Annotated in this window: 16 protein-coding genes; 10 read left to right on the top strand and 6 right to left on the bottom strand. The window is 55.6% G+C overall.

Features of this window, described 5'->3' with window-relative positions:
* Nucleotides 1–17 precede the first annotated feature (17 nt).
* From ACL2XJ_RS10465 to araD, 7 genes are all read left to right on the top strand, one after another.
* Entirely contained in the window at nt 18–1,586 is a 1,569-nt protein-coding gene (locus ACL2XJ_RS10465) for an FGGY-family carbohydrate kinase (RefSeq protein WP_413726459.1), read from the top strand.
* Between the two features lie 279 nt (nt 1,587–1,865).
* Complete coding sequence (locus tag ACL2XJ_RS10460; protein WP_132923676.1) at nt 1,866–2,783, top strand: ABC transporter substrate-binding protein; 918 nt, start codon at nt 1,866–1,868, stop codon at nt 2,781–2,783.
* Between the two features lie 94 nt (nt 2,784–2,877).
* Nucleotides 2,878–4,368 (top strand): sugar ABC transporter ATP-binding protein, encoded by a 1,491-nt coding sequence (locus tag ACL2XJ_RS10455; RefSeq protein ID WP_132923677.1) that lies wholly within the window; start codon nt 2,878–2,880, stop codon nt 4,366–4,368.
* Nucleotides 4,369–4,400: 32 nt separating this feature from the next.
* Nucleotides 4,401–5,354, top strand: coding sequence for an ABC transporter permease (locus ACL2XJ_RS10450; protein ID WP_413726879.1), 954 nt, complete (start codon nt 4,401–4,403; stop codon nt 5,352–5,354).
* 21 nt (nt 5,355–5,375) lie between these two features.
* Nucleotides 5,376–6,857, top strand: a complete 1,482-nt coding sequence (locus tag ACL2XJ_RS10445) for an FGGY-family carbohydrate kinase (protein WP_413726458.1) — start codon at nt 5,376–5,378, stop codon at nt 6,855–6,857.
* Nucleotides 6,850–7,737, top strand: coding sequence for an L-ribulose-5-phosphate 3-epimerase (locus ACL2XJ_RS10440; RefSeq protein WP_132923680.1), 888 nt, complete (start codon nt 6,850–6,852; stop codon nt 7,735–7,737). The genes ACL2XJ_RS10445 and ACL2XJ_RS10440 overlap by 8 nt, the downstream gene beginning before the upstream one ends.
* Nucleotides 7,731–8,423, top strand: coding sequence for an L-ribulose-5-phosphate 4-epimerase (araD, locus tag ACL2XJ_RS10435; protein WP_413726457.1), 693 nt, complete (start codon nt 7,731–7,733; stop codon nt 8,421–8,423). The genes ACL2XJ_RS10440 and araD overlap by 7 nt, the downstream gene beginning before the upstream one ends.
* Before the next feature lie 224 nt (nt 8,424–8,647).
* Here the strand turns inward: araD and ACL2XJ_RS10430 are convergent, their stop codons facing one another.
* Nucleotides 8,648–9,649, bottom strand: coding sequence for a LacI family DNA-binding transcriptional regulator (locus ACL2XJ_RS10430; protein WP_132923682.1), 1,002 nt, complete (start codon nt 9,647–9,649; stop codon nt 8,648–8,650).
* Between the two features lie 264 nt (nt 9,650–9,913).
* Here ACL2XJ_RS10430 and ACL2XJ_RS10425 point away from each other — a divergent pair, with 264 nt between their 5' ends.
* On the top strand, nt 9,914–10,132 hold the full coding sequence (locus ACL2XJ_RS10425) for a protein SlyX (protein ID WP_203522957.1): 219 nt from the start codon (nt 9,914–9,916) through the stop codon (nt 10,130–10,132).
* A gap of 231 nt (nt 10,133–10,363) precedes the next feature.
* On the opposite strand, the gene slyD is transcribed toward ACL2XJ_RS10425, so the two are convergent.
* From slyD to kefG, 4 genes are all read right to left on the bottom strand, one after another.
* On the bottom strand, nt 10,364–10,942 hold the full coding sequence (slyD, locus tag ACL2XJ_RS10420; protein WP_413726456.1) for a peptidylprolyl isomerase: 579 nt from the start codon (nt 10,940–10,942) through the stop codon (nt 10,364–10,366).
* A 94-nt stretch (nt 10,943–11,036) separates the two neighbouring features.
* Complete coding sequence (locus tag ACL2XJ_RS10415) at nt 11,037–11,240, bottom strand: YheV family putative zinc ribbon protein (RefSeq protein ID WP_413726455.1); 204 nt, start codon at nt 11,238–11,240, stop codon at nt 11,037–11,039.
* On the bottom strand, nt 11,230–13,068 hold the full coding sequence (gene kefB, locus ACL2XJ_RS10410) for a glutathione-regulated potassium-efflux system protein KefB (protein WP_243701471.1): 1,839 nt from the start codon (nt 13,066–13,068) through the stop codon (nt 11,230–11,232). The genes ACL2XJ_RS10415 and kefB overlap by 11 nt, the downstream gene beginning before the upstream one ends.
* The gene (kefG, locus tag ACL2XJ_RS10405; protein WP_165934291.1) at nt 13,061–13,621 is read right to left on the bottom strand and encodes a glutathione-regulated potassium-efflux system ancillary protein KefG; all 561 of its coding nucleotides are present in this window, start codon (nt 13,619–13,621) and stop codon (nt 13,061–13,063) included. The genes kefB and kefG overlap by 8 nt, the downstream gene beginning before the upstream one ends.
* 133 nt (nt 13,622–13,754) lie before the next feature.
* On the opposite strand from kefG, the gene ACL2XJ_RS10400 reads away from it, so the two are divergent.
* Nucleotides 13,755–15,677, top strand: a complete 1,923-nt coding sequence (locus ACL2XJ_RS10400; protein ID WP_413726454.1) for an ABC transporter ATP-binding protein — start codon at nt 13,755–13,757, stop codon at nt 15,675–15,677.
* Nucleotides 15,678–16,119: 442 nt separating this feature from the next.
* Here the strand turns inward: ACL2XJ_RS10400 and ACL2XJ_RS10395 are convergent, their stop codons facing one another.
* On the bottom strand, nt 16,120–16,722 hold the full coding sequence (locus tag ACL2XJ_RS10395; RefSeq protein WP_132923689.1) for a LysE family translocator: 603 nt from the start codon (nt 16,720–16,722) through the stop codon (nt 16,120–16,122).
* 123 nt (nt 16,723–16,845) lie between these two features.
* Between ACL2XJ_RS10395 and ACL2XJ_RS10390 the strand changes: the two genes are divergently transcribed.
* On the top strand, nt 16,846–17,067 hold the full coding sequence (locus ACL2XJ_RS10390) for a YheU family protein (RefSeq protein WP_132927897.1): 222 nt from the start codon (nt 16,846–16,848) through the stop codon (nt 17,065–17,067).
* The last annotated feature ends 151 nt before the right edge of the window (nt 17,068–17,218 follow it).

The raw sequence follows: 17,218 nt of genomic DNA, 5'->3' as shown, positions 1-17,218 counted from the left end.
CACGGCGGGAGGCGGTGATGGATTATGTCATTGGAGTCGATATCGGGACGCAAAGCACCAAAGCCATCGTATTGCGTCTTGACGGCAAGATTGTGGGCCAGGCGTCCGCCGGTTATCAGGTGGACCAGCCGCAGCCCATGTGGGCGGAACAATGGCCGGATGTGTGGTACAAGGCCGTTTGCCAAACCATTGCCGCCTGTGTACGGGCGTCCGGGGTGGCCCCGGAGGAGATCCGCGGGGTTTGCGTCAGCAGCCTGTATGGCGGCGCCGGTATTCCGGTGAATAAAGAAATGCGGCCGCTATATCCCTGTTTGATCTGGATGGACCGCCGCGCGGCGGATGCCGTGGCCTGGGTGAATGAGCATGTGGATACGGAAAAGCTGTTTCGTATCACCGGCAATAGCCTGGACAGCTATTATGGCTACACCAAAATGCTCTGGATCAAACAGCACCGCCCTGATATATGGCGGGAGGTCCATCAATTTTTGCCACCCAATAGCTACGTCAATTATTTACTGACCGGACAGGTGGCGGTGGATCACTGTTCCGCCGGGAATATCGGCGGCGTGTATGATATCGACGCCCGCCGCTGGTCCGATACGGCGCTGGATATGCTGGGTATACCCCGCCGCTTCATGCCGGATCGGCTGGTGGACAGCAGCGCGGTAGTGGGCGGGCTGTTGCCGTCAGTCGCCGCCGAACTGGGGCTGCAGCCCGAAACGCCGGTGATGGCAGGCGGGGTCGACGCCGCCGTGGCGACGCTGGCGGCAGGCGTGGTGGCGCCGGGGGATCATGTGGCCATGATGGGCACCAGCATGTGCTGGGGCTATATCAATCCTGAAGTGGATGCCGCCAACCGGCTGATTTCCATGCCCTATGTCATTAACGGCCGGCGCGATAACTATATTTTCGGCGGGGCCGGAACCGCCGGGGCGGCGGTCAGCTGGTTTCGCGATACGTTCTGCCAGTCTGAGGTGCAGGCCGCGGCGCAATCGCCCGGCGTAGATGTTCATCAATTACTGGAGCGCCAGGCGCTTAGCGTCGGAGCGGGCAGCGAAGGCATTTTATTCCTGCCTTATCTGATGGGGGAACGCAGTCCGCTGTGGGAGCCCTTTGCCTCGGGTGTTTTTTTGGGCATGACGCTGGTTCATACCAAAGGACATCTTTATCGCGCCGTGCTGGAGGGCATTGCCTTTGCCCTGCGGGATAATATGGAGTGCGGACAAAAAGGCGCCGTGCGGCTGGAGCCGCGCCTGATCGTCGTGGGAGGGGCGGCGCGTTCCGATCTGTGGATGCAGATCATCGCCGATGTGACCGGTTATCCGGTATTCACGCTCAAAGAGGAGGTGGAAGCGCCGCTGGGGGATGCGCTGCTGGCGGCATTGGGGGTTGGATTGATTCGCGACGTGAATATTGTCAAAACCTGGAGCACGCTTGCAGAACGGGCACAGCCGGATGCGATGCGCCATGCCCATTACGATCGCCTCTTTGAACAATACCGGGAGGTTTATCTTAATTTAAAAGAGAATATGCATCGGTTGAGAATGTTGGCCAATGAGCGGTCTTTATCCGATTGCCCTGGCTAAGCCGGGACAGCCGCCGGGTCATTTTAAAAGCGGTATTATTTAACGCTGTTAAATATATGACAAAGTCAAATGTTTGCACTGAATCACAATGCGCGGTAGTGATGTTAGTTAGCATCATGTTCACGTTGTCATATTAATATTTCCCGGCAGCGTATTACTGTCAATGTGAAAAAAGCATTTGTCTGTCAGCAATGACAGGCCCGTATACATATACGCAAGAATAATATCGATCAACAAATATTGATAATAAAAAACTCGACACCCTACAGGAGAGATAATATGTTGTCTACGATTAGAAAAACATTTGCGGTATGCTGTATTGCACTCACGCCTTTTATTAGCCAGAGCCTCATGGCGAAGCCAATAACCATCGGCATGTCTTTTCAGGAGATGAATAATCCTTACTTCGTCACCATGAAAGCAGCATTGGATCAAGCCGGCAAGGATATTGGCGCAACCGTGTATGTGGCCGATGCCCGTCATGATGTCTCCAAACAAATAAATGACGTGGAGGATATGCTGCAAAAGAAAATCGATATTCTGCTGATTAACCCGGCGGATTCGGTGGGCGTTCAGTCCGCGGTGCTTTCCGCCCATAATGCCGGTGCGGTGGTGGTTGCCATCGACGCCCAGGCACAAGGCCCGCTGGATTCTTTTGTCGGTTCCAAAAACTACGATGCGGGCTTTCTGGCCGGCCAATACCTCGGCAAGAACCTGAACGGCAAAGGGAAAGTCGCCATCCTGGACGGCATTCCGGTGGTGCCTATCCTGGAACGGGTACGGGGTTTCGAGGCGGCGATGAAAGCCTATCCGGATATTAAAATCGTTACTAAACAAAATGGTAAACAGGAACGTGATACCGCGCTGACGGTAACTGAAAATATGCTGCAGGCCAATCCGGACCTGGCGGGAATTTTCAGCGTGAATGACGTGGGCGCGCTGGGTGCCCTGGCCGCCATCCAAGCCAGCGGCTCGAAAGTCAAGCTGGTGAGCGTAGACGGTCATCCGGAAGCGATTAAAGAAATCCTGAAACCCAATTCTCCCTTTATCGCCACCGCCGCACAATTTCCTCGCGATCAGGTCAGAATCGGCTTAGGCATTGCGCTGGCCAAATATTGGGGCGCCAATGTTCCCAAGACAATACCGGTCGATGTCAAATTGATTGATAAATCCAATGCACAAGGTTTTAGCTGGTAACCGGCGGTGATACCCATTCGAGACACGAAGGGTATATATATTTCCGGCCGCCGCCAAACGGCAGCGGCCGCATTTGCCCGGCGAGGAATTTATCATGACGTCTTTATTGCAACTCAGGCAGATAAAAAAGTCATTTCCCGGCGTTAACGCATTAAACGGTATTAACCTGACCGTTGAACACGGGGAGATTCATGCACTACTCGGTGAAAACGGGGCAGGCAAATCCACGTTAGTTAAAGTGTTGTGCGGTATTTATCGCCCTGATGACGGCGATATTATTATCGAAGGGGAAACCAAGAAATTTGGAAATTATCGGGAAGCGATTAACGCCGGTGTCGGTATCATTTTTCAGGAGTTTTCCTTAATTCCTTACCTGGATGCGGTTGAGAATATTTTTCTAAATCGGGAAATACATAACCGCTGCGGTTTTTTAGACAGGAAAGCCATGCGCCGCCGGGTAAATCAAATTTTCAAACGCCTGGAGGTACAACTGGATCTGGAACGACCGGTGGAGCAACTGAGCGTGGCGCAGCAGCAGTTTGTCGAAATCGCCAAGGCATTGTCCCTGGACGCGAAAATCCTGGTATTGGACGAACCCACGGCAACGCTCACGCCGGGAGAGGCGGAGCATTTGTTCAGCGTCATGCGCGATCTTAAATTGCTCGGGGTCGGCATGGTGTTTATTTCCCATCATCTGGAGGAAATTTTCCAGATATGCGACCAGATTACGGTGCTGCGTGACGGAGAGTACATTAGTACCGTTCCCACCGGCTCCACCGACATAGAACAACTGGTGAACATGATGGTGGGCCGCAAGGTGGAAAATGCCTTTCCGGTGAAAAACCATCTCATCGATCCCGATACCCGGTTGCTTGAGGCCAGCATTCAGCACAAAAAAAACGGCGTCACCGATGAATTCCATCTGCTGAAAGGGGAGATTCTCGGTTTTGCCGGCCTGGTGGGATCGGGCCGGACGGAACTGGTGTCGGCAATGATCGGCGCACGGCCCTGCTATCGCAAAGACATCAAGCTTCGGGGGGAAGCGACCGTGCTTCGTTCTCCGGCCCAGGCTCTTGAACACGGCATCGGGCTGCTGCCTGAAAGCCGCAAAACCGAAGGTCTGGTGCTGCCCTTTACCGTGTCGCAAAACATCACCCTTAATCGCCATGAAAAAGCCGCCCGCATTTTTATCAATGCCCGTAAAGAGCGCGGCATTGTCCAGCGATTGATCAAAGCCGTGGGGGTTAAGACTCCGGGCGGGGATACTCAGGTGAATACCCTCAGCGGCGGTAATCAGCAAAAGGTGGTGATAGCCCGTTGGCTGAACAACGATTGCAATATCCTGATTTTTGACGAGCCGACACGGGGAATCGACGTGGGAGCAAAGGCGGAAATCTATCAACTGATGCAGCAGCTGACTGAAAAAGGCATCTCGATCATCATGGTATCGTCCGAACTCCCTGAAATCATCGGCATTTGCGATCGGGTATTGGTTTTTCGCGGCGGACATATCGTAGCGGAACTCACCGGCGAACAGATCGAGTCAAACACTATTATGTTACATGCAACGGGGAGCTCATTATGAGCAGTATCGGCAATCCTTCTTCCCGCGATGTGATGACCCCATCGCCACGCCGCATCTATTGGGATAAATGCATGCGCCATCCGGCGGTTTTCCCTTTGCTGGGATTCATCGTGCTGTTTGTCCTGATGGTTTTTCTGAGCGACAGCTTTTTAACCTTCAATAACCTCACCAACGTGGCGCGGCAGGTTTCTATCAACGCCATTATCGCCGTGGGCATGACCTGCGCCATTCTCACCGGCGGGATTGACCTGTCGGTGGGATCGGTGATGGCGTTATCGGGCACGGTGGCGGCAGGTTTGATGATAACCGGCATACCGATGCCCCTGGCGCTGCTCGCCGGTTTGGCAATCGGCGGGCTGTTCGGCGCCATCAACGGCGCCTGCGTGGCTTACGCCCGGATGCCGCCGATCATCGTTACCCTGGCCTCCATGAGCGTAGCCAGGGGACTCGCCTTGATTTATACCGGCGGTTATCCCGTTTCCGGCCTGCCGGATCCGTTCGCCTTTTTCGGCCGCGGCGAGGTGATGGGCATCCAGGTGCCGATTTTGATTATGGCCGGCATCTACATCATTGCCTACGCCATGCTCAACCATATGTCGTTCGGACGGTATGTCTATGCCATCGGCGGTAATGAAGAGGCCGCCCGTCTGAGCGGCATTCGCATCACGCGCTACAAACTGCTGGTGTACATCATCAGCGGTATAACCGCGGCCCTGGCGGGCCTGGTGTTGACCTCCCGGCTAATGAGCGGGCAGCCCAATGCCGGGGAAGGATTCGAACTGGACGCCATCGCGGCGGTGGTGCTGGGGGGCACGGCCATTACCGGCGGTAAAGGAGCCATCATCGGTACGCTGGTGGGCGCCATGATGTTGGGCATCCTCAATAACGGACTGAACCTGATGGGGGTTTCCCCCTATGTCCAAAACGTCATCAAGGGCGGCATTATCCTGGCGGCGATTTATATCAGCTCAGAGAAGCGTAAGTGATTCTTTTATCAAGGAGGCCCTATGGCCTGTTTTCTAGGCATTGACATCGGCGGGACGGTCACCAAGGCCGGTTTATATAGCGCCGATGGGCATGAGATAGGCGTGGCCGAACGCGACGCCGAGGTGTTATCGCCGCAGCCGGGTTTTACCGAACGGGATATGGGAGAACTTTGGCAGACGGTATGCAGCGTTGTCCGGCTGGTGATTGGGGATAGCGGAGTGAACCCCGCCGACATCCTCGGCGTCAGCTTCTCCTCTCACGGCAAGGGGCTCTACGCTATCGATCATGAAGGCCGCCCGGTACGCAACGGCATCATCTCATCCGATACCCGGGCGCTGGCGCTGGTGCAGCAGTGGCAGAAACAGGGTATCGACAGCCTTACCTACCCCCGCGGACTGCAACAGCTGTGGACCGCGCATCCGGCCACCCTGCTGCGCTGGCTGAAAATCAACGAACCGGAAAACTACGCCCGTATTTCGTCGGTGCTGATGGTGCACGATTACGTCCGCTACCGCTTGACCGGCGTCATTGCGGCGGAAGTGACCAATATCTCCGGCAGCAATCTCTATAACCAGCATACACGCGACTATGACCCGCAGCTGATGGAGGATTTCGGCATCGGTGAAGTGCGCCATAAAACCGCCCCGGTGGTAGGCTCCGCCGAGCAGGCCGGGTCGGTAACGGAGCCCGCGGCCCAAGCCTGCGGGCTGGCCGCCGGCACGCCGGTCTACGGCGGTTTGTTTGACGTGGTGGCATCGGCGGTGTGTTCCGGCGTGTGCGATAACCAGACCCTCAGCGCCGTGGCCGGCACCTGGTCCATCGCTACCTGCGTCACCGACAGCATTATCCCGGCGGAGTATCCCTATGTCTGGGGGAGCTACTGTGTACCGGGAAAGTATTTCGTGCACGAGGGCAGTCCGACATCGGCGGCCAATCTGGCCTGGTTTATGCGTAATTTCTGCGGCGACGAAGAGACCCCTTTCCAGCAGTTTGATCAATGGGTGGCCGAACGCAGCGGGCATGATACGGAAATCGTGTTCCTGCCCTATCTGTTCGGCTCCAATTACAGCCTCAATCTGGCGGGGGGATTGGTGGGAATGCGGTCCCATCATGAAAAAGCGGACATTATCTACGCCCTCTACGAAGGCATTGTGTTTTCCCATCTCCTACACCAGGATCGTATTTTGCAGCTCAATCCGCAGGTCAAACGCATCCGCATCACCGGCGGGCCGACCCATTCTCCGGTATGGATGCAGATGTTCGCCGATGCCGGCAACTTGCCGCTGGATGTCATTGATATCAAGCAAAGCGGCTGTCGCGCCGCGGCATTATGCGCCGCCGTCGGCCGGGGATATTATGCCGATTTCGCCGCGGCCATCGCCGCAACCCAGCCTGAGGTCCGGACCTATACACCGCAACGGGACGCCCATCTGCAGCTGCGCCGGCAAATGGCCCGCTACCTTGATACCGCCAAGGCGTTAAGCGAGGTGAGTTATGCTTGATAACGACGGCAAGCCGGCGGATAAAAGGATTTGCCTGGGTATCTATGAAAAAGCCCTGCCTTTGCAGCTGGACTGGCCGCAGCGCCTGGATACCGCCCGGGACCTGGGATTTGATTTCCTGGAAATCTCCATTGATGAACAGCCGGAGCGGCAGCGGCGCCTGGATTGGGATCGGCGGGAACGCCTGGCGTTTACCCAGGCCAAATTGGACAGCGGCGTGGCGGTGCCCAGCATGTGCCTGTCGGCCCATCGCCGTTTCCCATTCGGCAGCCGGGACGGCATTATCCGCCAGCGGGCCTATCAGCTGATGGAGAAAGCGCTGGCGCTGGCGGTGGATCTCGGCATCAGGAATATCCAGCTGGCGGGCTATGATGTCTATTATGAACCTTCCGATCGCCATACCCGGGCGCGGTTTATCGACGGCATTCACTGGGCGGTGGAACAGGCGGCCAAGGCGCAAGTGATGCTGTCCATTGAGGTAATGGATACGACGTTTATCAATAGCATCAGCAAGTGGCTGGAGTTCGACCAACTCATTCAAAACCCCTGGTTTACCGTGTATCCCGATCTTGGCAATCTCAGCGCCTGGGGCAATAACGTGGCGGGGGAATTGACCAAAGGCATTAATAAGATCACTGCCATCCACCTTAAAGACACCTCGCCGGTGACGCCGGATTCGCCGGGCAAATTTCGCGATGTGCCCTTCGGCGACGGCTGTGTGGATTTTGTTAATGCCTTCGAGACTCTTCGGGAACTGGACTATCGCGGCCCCTATCTGCTGGAGATGTGGGCACGGGGCAAAACGGACGACATCGATCGGGTGCGTTATGCCAAAACCTGGATTGAGCAGCAGATGCGGCTGGGGGGTTTAGCATGTTGAATGACCTGAAACAGCAAGTGCTGGCGGCCAACCTGAGCCTGCCGACATATGGACTGGTGACGTTTACCTGGGGAAATGTGTCTGCTATCGACCGTCAACAGGGATTGGTCGTCATCAAGCCTTCCGGCATCGATTATGCCGACATGACGGCGGAAGACCTGGTGGTGGTGGATTTAACGGGCCGGATCGTCGAAGGGCGCCGGAGGCCTTCGTCTGACACTGCAACCCATCTGGTGCTGTATCAGCATTTTCCGGAGATTGGCGCCGTGGTGCATACCCACAGCCGCTATGCCACCGTCTGGTCGCAGGCCGGACGCCCCATCCCGGCGCTGGGCACCACCCACGGGGATTATTTTTACGGCGAGATTCCCTGCACCGGGCCGTTAAGCCGGCAGGAAATAGAAGGAGACTACGAACGGGAAACCGGCGAACTGATCGTGCGGACGTTCCGGCGGCAACAATGCTCACCAGGGGAGATGCCCGGCGTGCTGGTGCTTTCCCACGGCCCTTTCGCCTGGGGAAAAGATGCCGCCAACGCGGTACACAATGCGGTGGTGCTGGAGGAAGTGGCCGCCATGGCGCTGTTTACCTGCCAATTGGCGCCGGCCATCGCGCCAATGCAAACCGACCTGTTAAATAAGCATTTTCTGCGCAAGCACGGAAAAAACGCCTATTACGGTCAATAACAATATTTGCCGAACGGCGCTGGCGCCGACGGAAAGTGATTATTCACCCTTAACAGGGAGAGGAACATTATACCCGAACTTATCCGATATATACCCGCCATACTTCAAGTTACAAGTGCGTTGACAATACTCGGCCCCTCCATGGGCCTCGCCCCTTCGGGGCCGCTGCAAGCAGCGTTGCCGCCTTCCTGCAACTCTAATTATCTAGGGTATAGATTTACGGCTTAAACGGTCAGTTCGCCGGGAACATATTCACGCAGCGGCGTCTGCATATTTTTTGGCTTCTCAATGAGCTTGAATAATATCTCCGCCGCTTTTTCTCCCAGTAATACCGTATTGTGATATATACCTGGGATCCGCTGACCATAGGATTCACAATAAGGAGGAGTATCGATGGAAAAGAATTTAATCTGATTATAAATATTAAGCTGGTTGCAAATCGACATAGCGCCTAAGGTAATAATGCCATTCAGGCCGACAATATATTGAGGCCATCGTTCTTTGTCTGACAGTAAATTACGCAGAGCCTGCTCCTGGGAATCGAATTTATAATCCCCATATATTATTTCCACCTGTTTATTATTGCCGATCAATGCTCCCATGATACCGGCCGTACGATCTTTGGTGATCTCCGAATCCTCTGGCCCCCCGACGATCAGCAGGCGCTGCTCCGGCTGCTCCGCCAGAAAGCGGCCGGCGCGCACGCCGATTTCGATATTATTCAGGAATACGCCGCTCAGTTTTTTTCCGTAGATATCGCGGTCGATAAGCACCAAGGGAATTCGATAAACGTCCGCCAGATCCAGGTAAGCCGGAGAATATGCTTTATCATCACGCACGGCGGAAAGCAATATCCCGCAGGCCTGGTAACTAAACAGGGTTTGAATTGCCAACTTCTCCGCCGCTTCGCTGTCATCAGTATCAAATAACATTATCTGATAACCTTTATTCCTGGCGATTCGGGATACGGTCTGGATCAGGTGTGAATAAAAGGGATTATAGGTACTGCTGGTTACCACGCCGATAATACGGCTGCTGTTTTTTTTCAACCCTTGCGCAAATGCATTGGGTACATAATTAAGCTCCTTGGCGATGGAAAGTATTTTTTCCCTCGTCTCGGATTTAACTAAATGGGGTTGATTAAACACGCGCGAAACCGTGATATTGGTGACATTTGCGCGCCGCGCTATATCAATAATGGTTGAATTGGCGTTTTCTTTTTTCACCTGCAATCCTAAATCCCTGCTATCAATATAGACCCTGTTTTCCATTGTAGGGAAGCCAGGACGATAGCGCTACTTTTATTAGCGCCAACGTCCAGATTCCCCCGCCCCGGCCCCCCCTTCCCTCCCCCGCCTGTTTATCGCCTACCGCAGCGGGTCAAGAAACCAAGTGGCTTAAGCGCTCCGCAAGACAGGCTTAGGACGGGCAATGGAGACGTTTTATCGTTAGAATAGGGTGGGATCAAGGGTAGCACTGAGGAAAACATCATGGAATTATCACAATTCGAACAACGGCTGGAGTTGCTGGAAGGCCGACTGGCTTTTCAGGAAGTCACCATAGAAGAATTAAACCAAACCGTCGTAGCCCATGAGCGGGATATCAGCCGCCTGCAGGAACTGCTGCGCTTATTGTCCGAGAAGCTGCGCACGCAGCAAACCTCGATGATCGCCTCACAGTCGGAAGAGACGCCCCCGCCGCACTATTGATTATCATTGCGCATGGCGGTTAGCTCTCTAACACCAGAGGTTAAATGAGCGTGTTAAAGGGAAACCGTGCCGGTGGGGTCGAATCGGGCATGGTTTTCCTGCCCGACCGAGCGCCCCACAGCACGGTAAGCCCGCGTTCACCGATCGTGCAACAATCGTGTTAAAGGGAAACCGTGCCGGTGGGGTCGAATCGGGCATGGTTTTTCCGGCCGGCGGCAGCCGGCCCCTCCCTTAATGACAGCCGCAGCCGCCTTTACCGTCGCAATCGCCGCCTTCATGGTCGTGACCATGTCCGCCGCAGCAGTCATCGCCATGCTCATGATCGTGCTCATGATGATGATCGTGTTCGCCGTGGACATGTCCGTGCTCAAGCTCTTCAGCGGTGGCTTCGCGGATGGCCAGCACTTCCACATTGAAATTGAGGTTTTGGCCGGCCAGCATGTGATTGCCGTCCACCACCACATGATCGCCGTCGACTTCGGTAATTTCCACCGGAACCGGGCCTTGATCGGTCTCAGCCAAAAAGCGCATGCCGACTTCCAGCTCTTCCACGCCCATAAACACATCCTTGGGAACGCGCTGAACCAGGTTTTCGTCATAATGGCCGTAGGCGTCATTGGCGGTAATATGCACGTCGAAATGATCACCGACGTCATGTCCTTCCAATGCTTTTTCCAGGCCGGAAATCAGTGAACCATAACCATGCAGATAGTCCAACGGCGCACTCACCGGAGACTCATCGACCAAAACGCCATCTTCTGTACGTACCTGATAGGCCAGACTGACCACCAGATCTTTTGAAACTTTCATGATATCTCCTACCGTTGGAAACTAAACTGGCGCAGATTCTAACGAAAAAATGCACGTATGTATCCTTCAGCTTAAAAAAACCTGACCGTGAAGGCTACTCCGGATGGAAAATACCGATAATGTGCTCCGGGAGCGGCCTTTTCTCCGCGTTTGTTCCGTCAGTTTGCTGCTGGGTGAAACCGCATTTCACACAGATGAAGCTCTCGACATCGTTATCACTCCACAGGGCCAGAGTATCCTTGCTTTGGCAGTGAGGGCATACCGCGCCGGCAATAAAGCGTTTACGCTTAACCGTCATAAGGTTTATCTCCCTGTTGATCGTCATCTTCCCAACCGTTTAGCTGCCAGCGTTCCTTCATCATTTCCCGTTGGAAAATATCCTCCAGCTCGCGCCGGGATTCCTTGACGCGGGATATCTGCGCCAAATCCCCCTGCATCTGCGGCATCAGCTCCCGCAGCATCCGCACATCGAGCCGGCGAAAATGCTGCTGCGCACGATGGGCCTGGTGGGGATGCATGCCCAGTTCCAGCAGTGCCTTGCGGCCCAGATCCAGAGCGCTGGCAAAGGTCTCACGGGAAAAATGAGTCACGCCGGCCTGCAATAATTCATGGGCCTCTACACGGCCGCGGGCGCGCGCCAGGATTTTCAAATGGGGAAAATGCTGCTGGCACAAATGCACTACCGCCATGTTCGCCTCCGGGGTATTGGCGGTCACCACAATCGCCTGGGCCTTTTCCGCGCCGGCGGCGCGAAGCAGTTCAAGCTCCGTGGCATCGCCGTAATACACCTTATAACCATAGCTGCGCATCAGGCTGACCACACTGATATCCCTCTCAAGCACCGTGATGCGCATTTTATTGGCCATCAGCAGCCGCCCCACGACCTGACCGAAACGGCCGAAACCGACAATAATCACCTGCGGCTCGTCGTCGTTCACGAACGGCTTTTCGTCATGCTCCTCCTGGGCGTTATAGCGGCGGGTCAGAATGCCGTCGATAAGCTTCATCAGCAGCGGCGTGGTGATCATCGACAGGGTTACGGTCACCAGCAGCAGCGACAGCTGATCCGGCGACAGGATTTTCTGCGCCCCCGCCGCGGAGAACAGCACAAAGGCAAATTCACCGCCCTGGCTCAGCACCCCGGCGAATTGCAACCGGACCGAACGACGCAAACCGAAAATGCGCGCCAGAATATACAGTACCGTTCCCTTCAGCAGCACCAGTATCGCCAGACCGGCCAAGACCTGCAGCACATGGACATACAGGACGCCCAGATTGAGCGCCATGCCCACCGAGATGAAAAACAGCCCCAGCAGCAAGCCTTTAAACGGCTCAATGGCGATTTCCAGCTCGTGGCGGTATTCGCTTTCAGCCAGCAGTACCCCGGCGATAAAGGTCCCGAGCGCCATGGAGGCGCCCAGCATATCCATGAACAGCGCCGCTCCCAGCACCAGCAGCAGCGCGGCGGCGGTAAAGACTTCCCGCACGTTGGCGGCGGCGATATAGCGAAACAGCGGGCGCAACAGGTAACGGCCGCCCACCAGCATGACGAAAAACGCCGCCACCTTCATGCCGATCTTCGTCCAATCGCTGGGTACGCCGCTGCCGCCGCTGAGGAAAGGAATGACCGCCAGCGCCGGTATTACCGCCATATCCTGAAACAGCAACACCGAAAATCCGAGCTGGCCGCCTTCATTGCGGTTCATGCCTTTGTCGCGCATAAGCTGCAGCGCGATAGCGGTTGAGGACATGGCCAAACCGATGCCGCCGATAAGCGCCGATTGCCATGAGGCGTGGGTCAGCAGCAAGACGGTGCCCAGTAAAACGGCGGTAATGACAAGCTGCGCCGTGCCGAGCCCGAAAATGGAACGCCGCAATTCCCATAATTTGCCGGGGTTCAGCTCCAGCCCGATGATAAACATCAGGAACACCACCCCCAGTTCAGAGAAGTGCAGGATTTCATCCACGTCGCGGATAAAACCCAGACCCCAGGGGCCGATGGCGATACCCGCCGCCAGATAGCCTATTACCGCGCCGATGCCCAGGCGCTGGGCAATGGGCACCGCCACCACGGCGGCAAACAGGAACAGCACGACGGCGGTTAAAAATGACGGACTGCTACCCAAGACGCTGCCCTCTTTCCTGCACCGGCTCATTAAGCCAGCGCGCATACGCATCGGCATGACGCATCAAGGCGTCATGGGTTTGCCGTCTGGCCCAGTAAACCACCAAGGGCGACACCCATTGCATGCGACACAGGGTCGCGGCCAGTTCAAAGGGACGCAGAACCTCTTCCATGGTAGTGCGGTTATATCCCAAATGCTGATAAGCAGTTTCCGGCTCGCCGGTGGTAATGACCGACCGCCAATACTTTCCGGTCAGGGCATTGCCGCCGATGCCGCTGGCGAAGCCCCGCGTCAATACACGGTCGAGCCACTCCTTGAGCAGCGCCGGACAACTATAAGTATAAAGGGGATGCTGGAACACGATCACCTGATGCTCTCGCAACAATTGCTGTTCATAATGAATATCGATAAAAAAATCCGGATAATGCGCGTAAAGATCATGTACGGTGACATGCGCCAGGGGCGATGCCGCCTGCAGCAAAATCCGGTTGGCAACCGAATCCTGCGATTCGGGATGGGCATACAGCAACAAAACTTTGGGTGGTTGTGTAATCAATTCCCCTCCAAAGCGTCGTCAGGGCGCGGGTTTTCCGCTACCATGCTCCGCGAAGTCGAAAACCAGGACGTTTCACTCTGGCTTGCATTCAATAATGTCAATTTAACATACTCTCAAACTATGGCGCTTTATGATTGTCTTCTCATCTGTGCAAATTCGTCGCGGTACCCGGGTACTGCTTGATAATGCGACCGCCACGGTAAACCCGGGGCAAAAAGTCGGGCTGGTGGGCAAAAACGGCTGCGGCAAATCAACACTTTTGGCATTGTTGAAACATGAACTCAGCGCCGATGCCGGCAATGTCACTTACCCGGCCAACTGGTCCCTGGCCTGGGTAAACCAGGAAACGCCCGCGCTGGACGAACCGGCTATAGACTATGTTATCGACGGCGATCGGGAATATCGTCAGTTGGAATCCGAATTACAGCTGGCCAACGAAAAAAATGACGGTCACGCCATCGCCACGCTGCATGGCAAACTGGATGTCATCGACGCCTGGACCATACGGCCACGCGCATCCAGCCTGCTGCACGGCCTGGGTTTCAGCCAGGAACAGCTGCAAAAGCCGGTGAGCGATTTTTCCGGCGGCTGGCGGATGCGCCTTAACCTGGCGCAGGCGCTGATCTGCCGTTCCGATTTGCTGCTGCTGGATGAACCCACTAACCATCTGGATCTTGATGCGGTCATGTGGCTGGAAAAGTGGCTGAAAAATTACAACGGCACGCTGATCCTGATTTCCCATGACCGGGACTTCCTCGATCCCGTCGTCAATAAGATACTCCATATCGAACAGCAGTCATTGAACGAATATACCGGTAATTATTCCTCTTTTGAGCTGCAACGTGTGACCAAACTGGCGCAACAGCAGTCCCTTTATCAGCATCAGCAGGAAAAAGTGGCGCACCTGCAGCATTACATCGACCGCTTTCGCGCCAAAGCCACCAAATCCCGCCAGGCGCAGAGCCGGATTAAAATGCTGGAACGCATGGAGCTTATTGCTCCGGCCCATGTGGATAATCCGTTCCAATTCCGGTTTCGCGACCCGGAAAGCCTGCCCAATCCATTACTGACGATGGAAAAGGTCAGCGCCGGCTATGGCGATCGCACTGTCCTGAATTCCATCAAGTTTAACCTGGTGCCCGGTTCGCGCATCGGGCTGCTGGGACGCAACGGCGCCGGTAAATCAACGCTTATCAAACTGCTGGCCGGTACGCTGGAGCCTCAGTCGGGAAGGGTCTCCCTGGCCAAAGGCATCAAGCTCGGCTATTTCGCCCAGCATCAGCTGGAGTTCCTACGGGCCGACGAATCGCCGCTGCAGCATATGAACCGGATGGCGCCGCAGGAGTATGAGCAGGCGTTGCGGGATTATCTCGGCGGATTTGGTTTTCAGGGTGATAAGGTCACCGAGCGTACGGAACGGTTCTCTGGCGGCGAGAAAGCCCGGCTGGTGCTGGCGCTGATCGTCTGGCAGCGCCCTAACCTGCTGTTGCTGGATGAGCCCACCAACCATCTGGATCTGGATATGCGCCAGGCGCTCACCGAGGCGCTGATTGACTTTGAGGGCGCCCTGGTAGTGGTATCCCATGACCGGCATTTGCTGCGTTCCACCACCGACGATTTCTATCTGGTTCATGACGGGCTGGTAGAGCCCTTCGAGGGAGACCTGGAGGATTACCAGCAATGGCTGGCGGACCAGCAGCGCCAGGCGGCGCAGGGCGTCGACGGCCGCGAGGATATTCCCGCCTCCGCCAATAACGCCCAGGCCAGAAAGGACCAAAAGCGGCGCGAAGCCGAGTTCCGCAGCCAAACCCAGCCGCTGCGCAAATCCATCGAACGCCACGAAAAAGCGCTGGAAACCCTGGGCAGCGAACTGGCGAAAGTGGAAGCCGAGCTGGCGGATTCAGCGCTGTACGATATCGCCCGTAAAGGAGATCTCGCCGCCTGTCTGCAGCGCCAGGCCCAGGTAAAATCCCAGTTGGAACAGGCGGAAACAGCGTGGCTGGATGCCCAGGAACAGCTTGAAACCCTGATAAAAGAGTTTGAAGGGGAATAGCCCTTTATAGTCAACCGCCAGCACCGAAGCCGCACCGGGCGTGTTAAAGGGAGACCGCGCCAGCACCGAAGCTGCACCGAGCGTGTTCAAGGGAGACCGCGCCAATGAGGTCGAAGCGGACGTGGTTTTCCCGCCCGCCGGAGCGCCTCATGGCACGGTAGGCCCGCGATCACCGGCGCGTGAACCGAACGTGTTAAAGGGAGACCGCGCCAATGAGGTCGAAGCGGGCGTGGTTTTCCCGCCCGCCAGAGCGCCTCATGGCACGGTAGGCCCGCGATCACCAGCGCGTGAACCGAACGAGTTGAAGGGAGACCGCGCCAATGAGGTCGAAGCGGGCGTGGTTTTCCCGCCCGCCGGAGCGCCTCATGGCACGGTAGGCCCGCGATCGCCGGCGCGTGAACCGAGCGTGTTAAAGGAAGACCGCAAAAAATGCGCGGCCTTATCAGCGCCAAATCAACAGCACGCAGGCCGCGGTAAGCAATCCCATGGCGACATTAAATACCGTCCAGGCGCGTTTACTGCTGAGCAAACGGCCGATAAGCGTACCAAAGCCGAGCCAAATAGTCCCGGAAACGATATTCACCGTCACAATACCAATACTGATGGCCCCCACCGAAGTAATATAGGCATTACCCGTCAGGCTGAAGCTGGCTACAGCCCCCAGCGCCATCAACCAGGCTTTGGGATTCAGGAACTGCAGCAGTCCGCCCTGGTAAAACGGAATGGGGCGTGGCGGCGGCGCATCCGTCTCCAATGTTTCATACGCCGCGGTGGCAATCTTCCAGGCTAACCACAGCAGATAAAGGGAACCGGCCACTTTGAGCATAAAATGCAATGACGGATACAGGGTAATTAAACCGCCGATACCGAAAGCCACCAATAGCAATATGCACTGCATCCCGAGCATAATACCCAGCATCAACGGCATTGAACGCCAAAAACCGAAATTCGCGCCGGAAGCGGTGAGCAGCATATTATTAGGACCGGGCGTAATGGCAGCGACCCAAAGAAAACCCAACATTGAAAGAAAAAGACTCGGTTCCACGTTTCGGGGGCTCCCCTCCCTTTATTGAAGGTAAGAAACTAACAGCGCGCCTGTATCCGCACAAGGCTTTGCTGGTGAAATTTCCTCAAGGCATTGAATCATTAACAAACTGGACATAACATGATGATTATTCCGTGGGAAGAAATCGACTCCGACACCCTGTATAACCTGCTTGAATCCTTTGTCTTGCGAGAAGGCACCGATTACGGCGAACAGGAAAAGACACTGGAGGCCAAAGTCGCCGATGTCAAACGTCAACTGATAAGCGGCGAAGCGGTAGTGGTATGGTCGGAACTGCACGAGACCATCAATATTATGCCCCGCGGCCAGTTTCATCCGGAATAACGCAAATTGGCCCTGCGCCGCTAAACATGATAACAATAATCAAGTCTTTCATGCCGGGCGCATGTGAATCTACCCGTCATACTTCAAGTTGCAGGCGCGTCCGCTTTCCTGCAACCTGAATTATTGAGGGTATCACGCCGTCATATAACGA

It is taken from the genome of Sodalis sp. RH16, from assembly GCF_047324245.1.
Taxonomy (GTDB): domain Bacteria; phylum Pseudomonadota; class Gammaproteobacteria; order Enterobacterales; family Enterobacteriaceae; genus Acerihabitans; species Acerihabitans ligni.
Note: the sequence above shows the minus strand (reverse complement) of the source record. Positions and strands in the feature narration are given on the sequence as shown.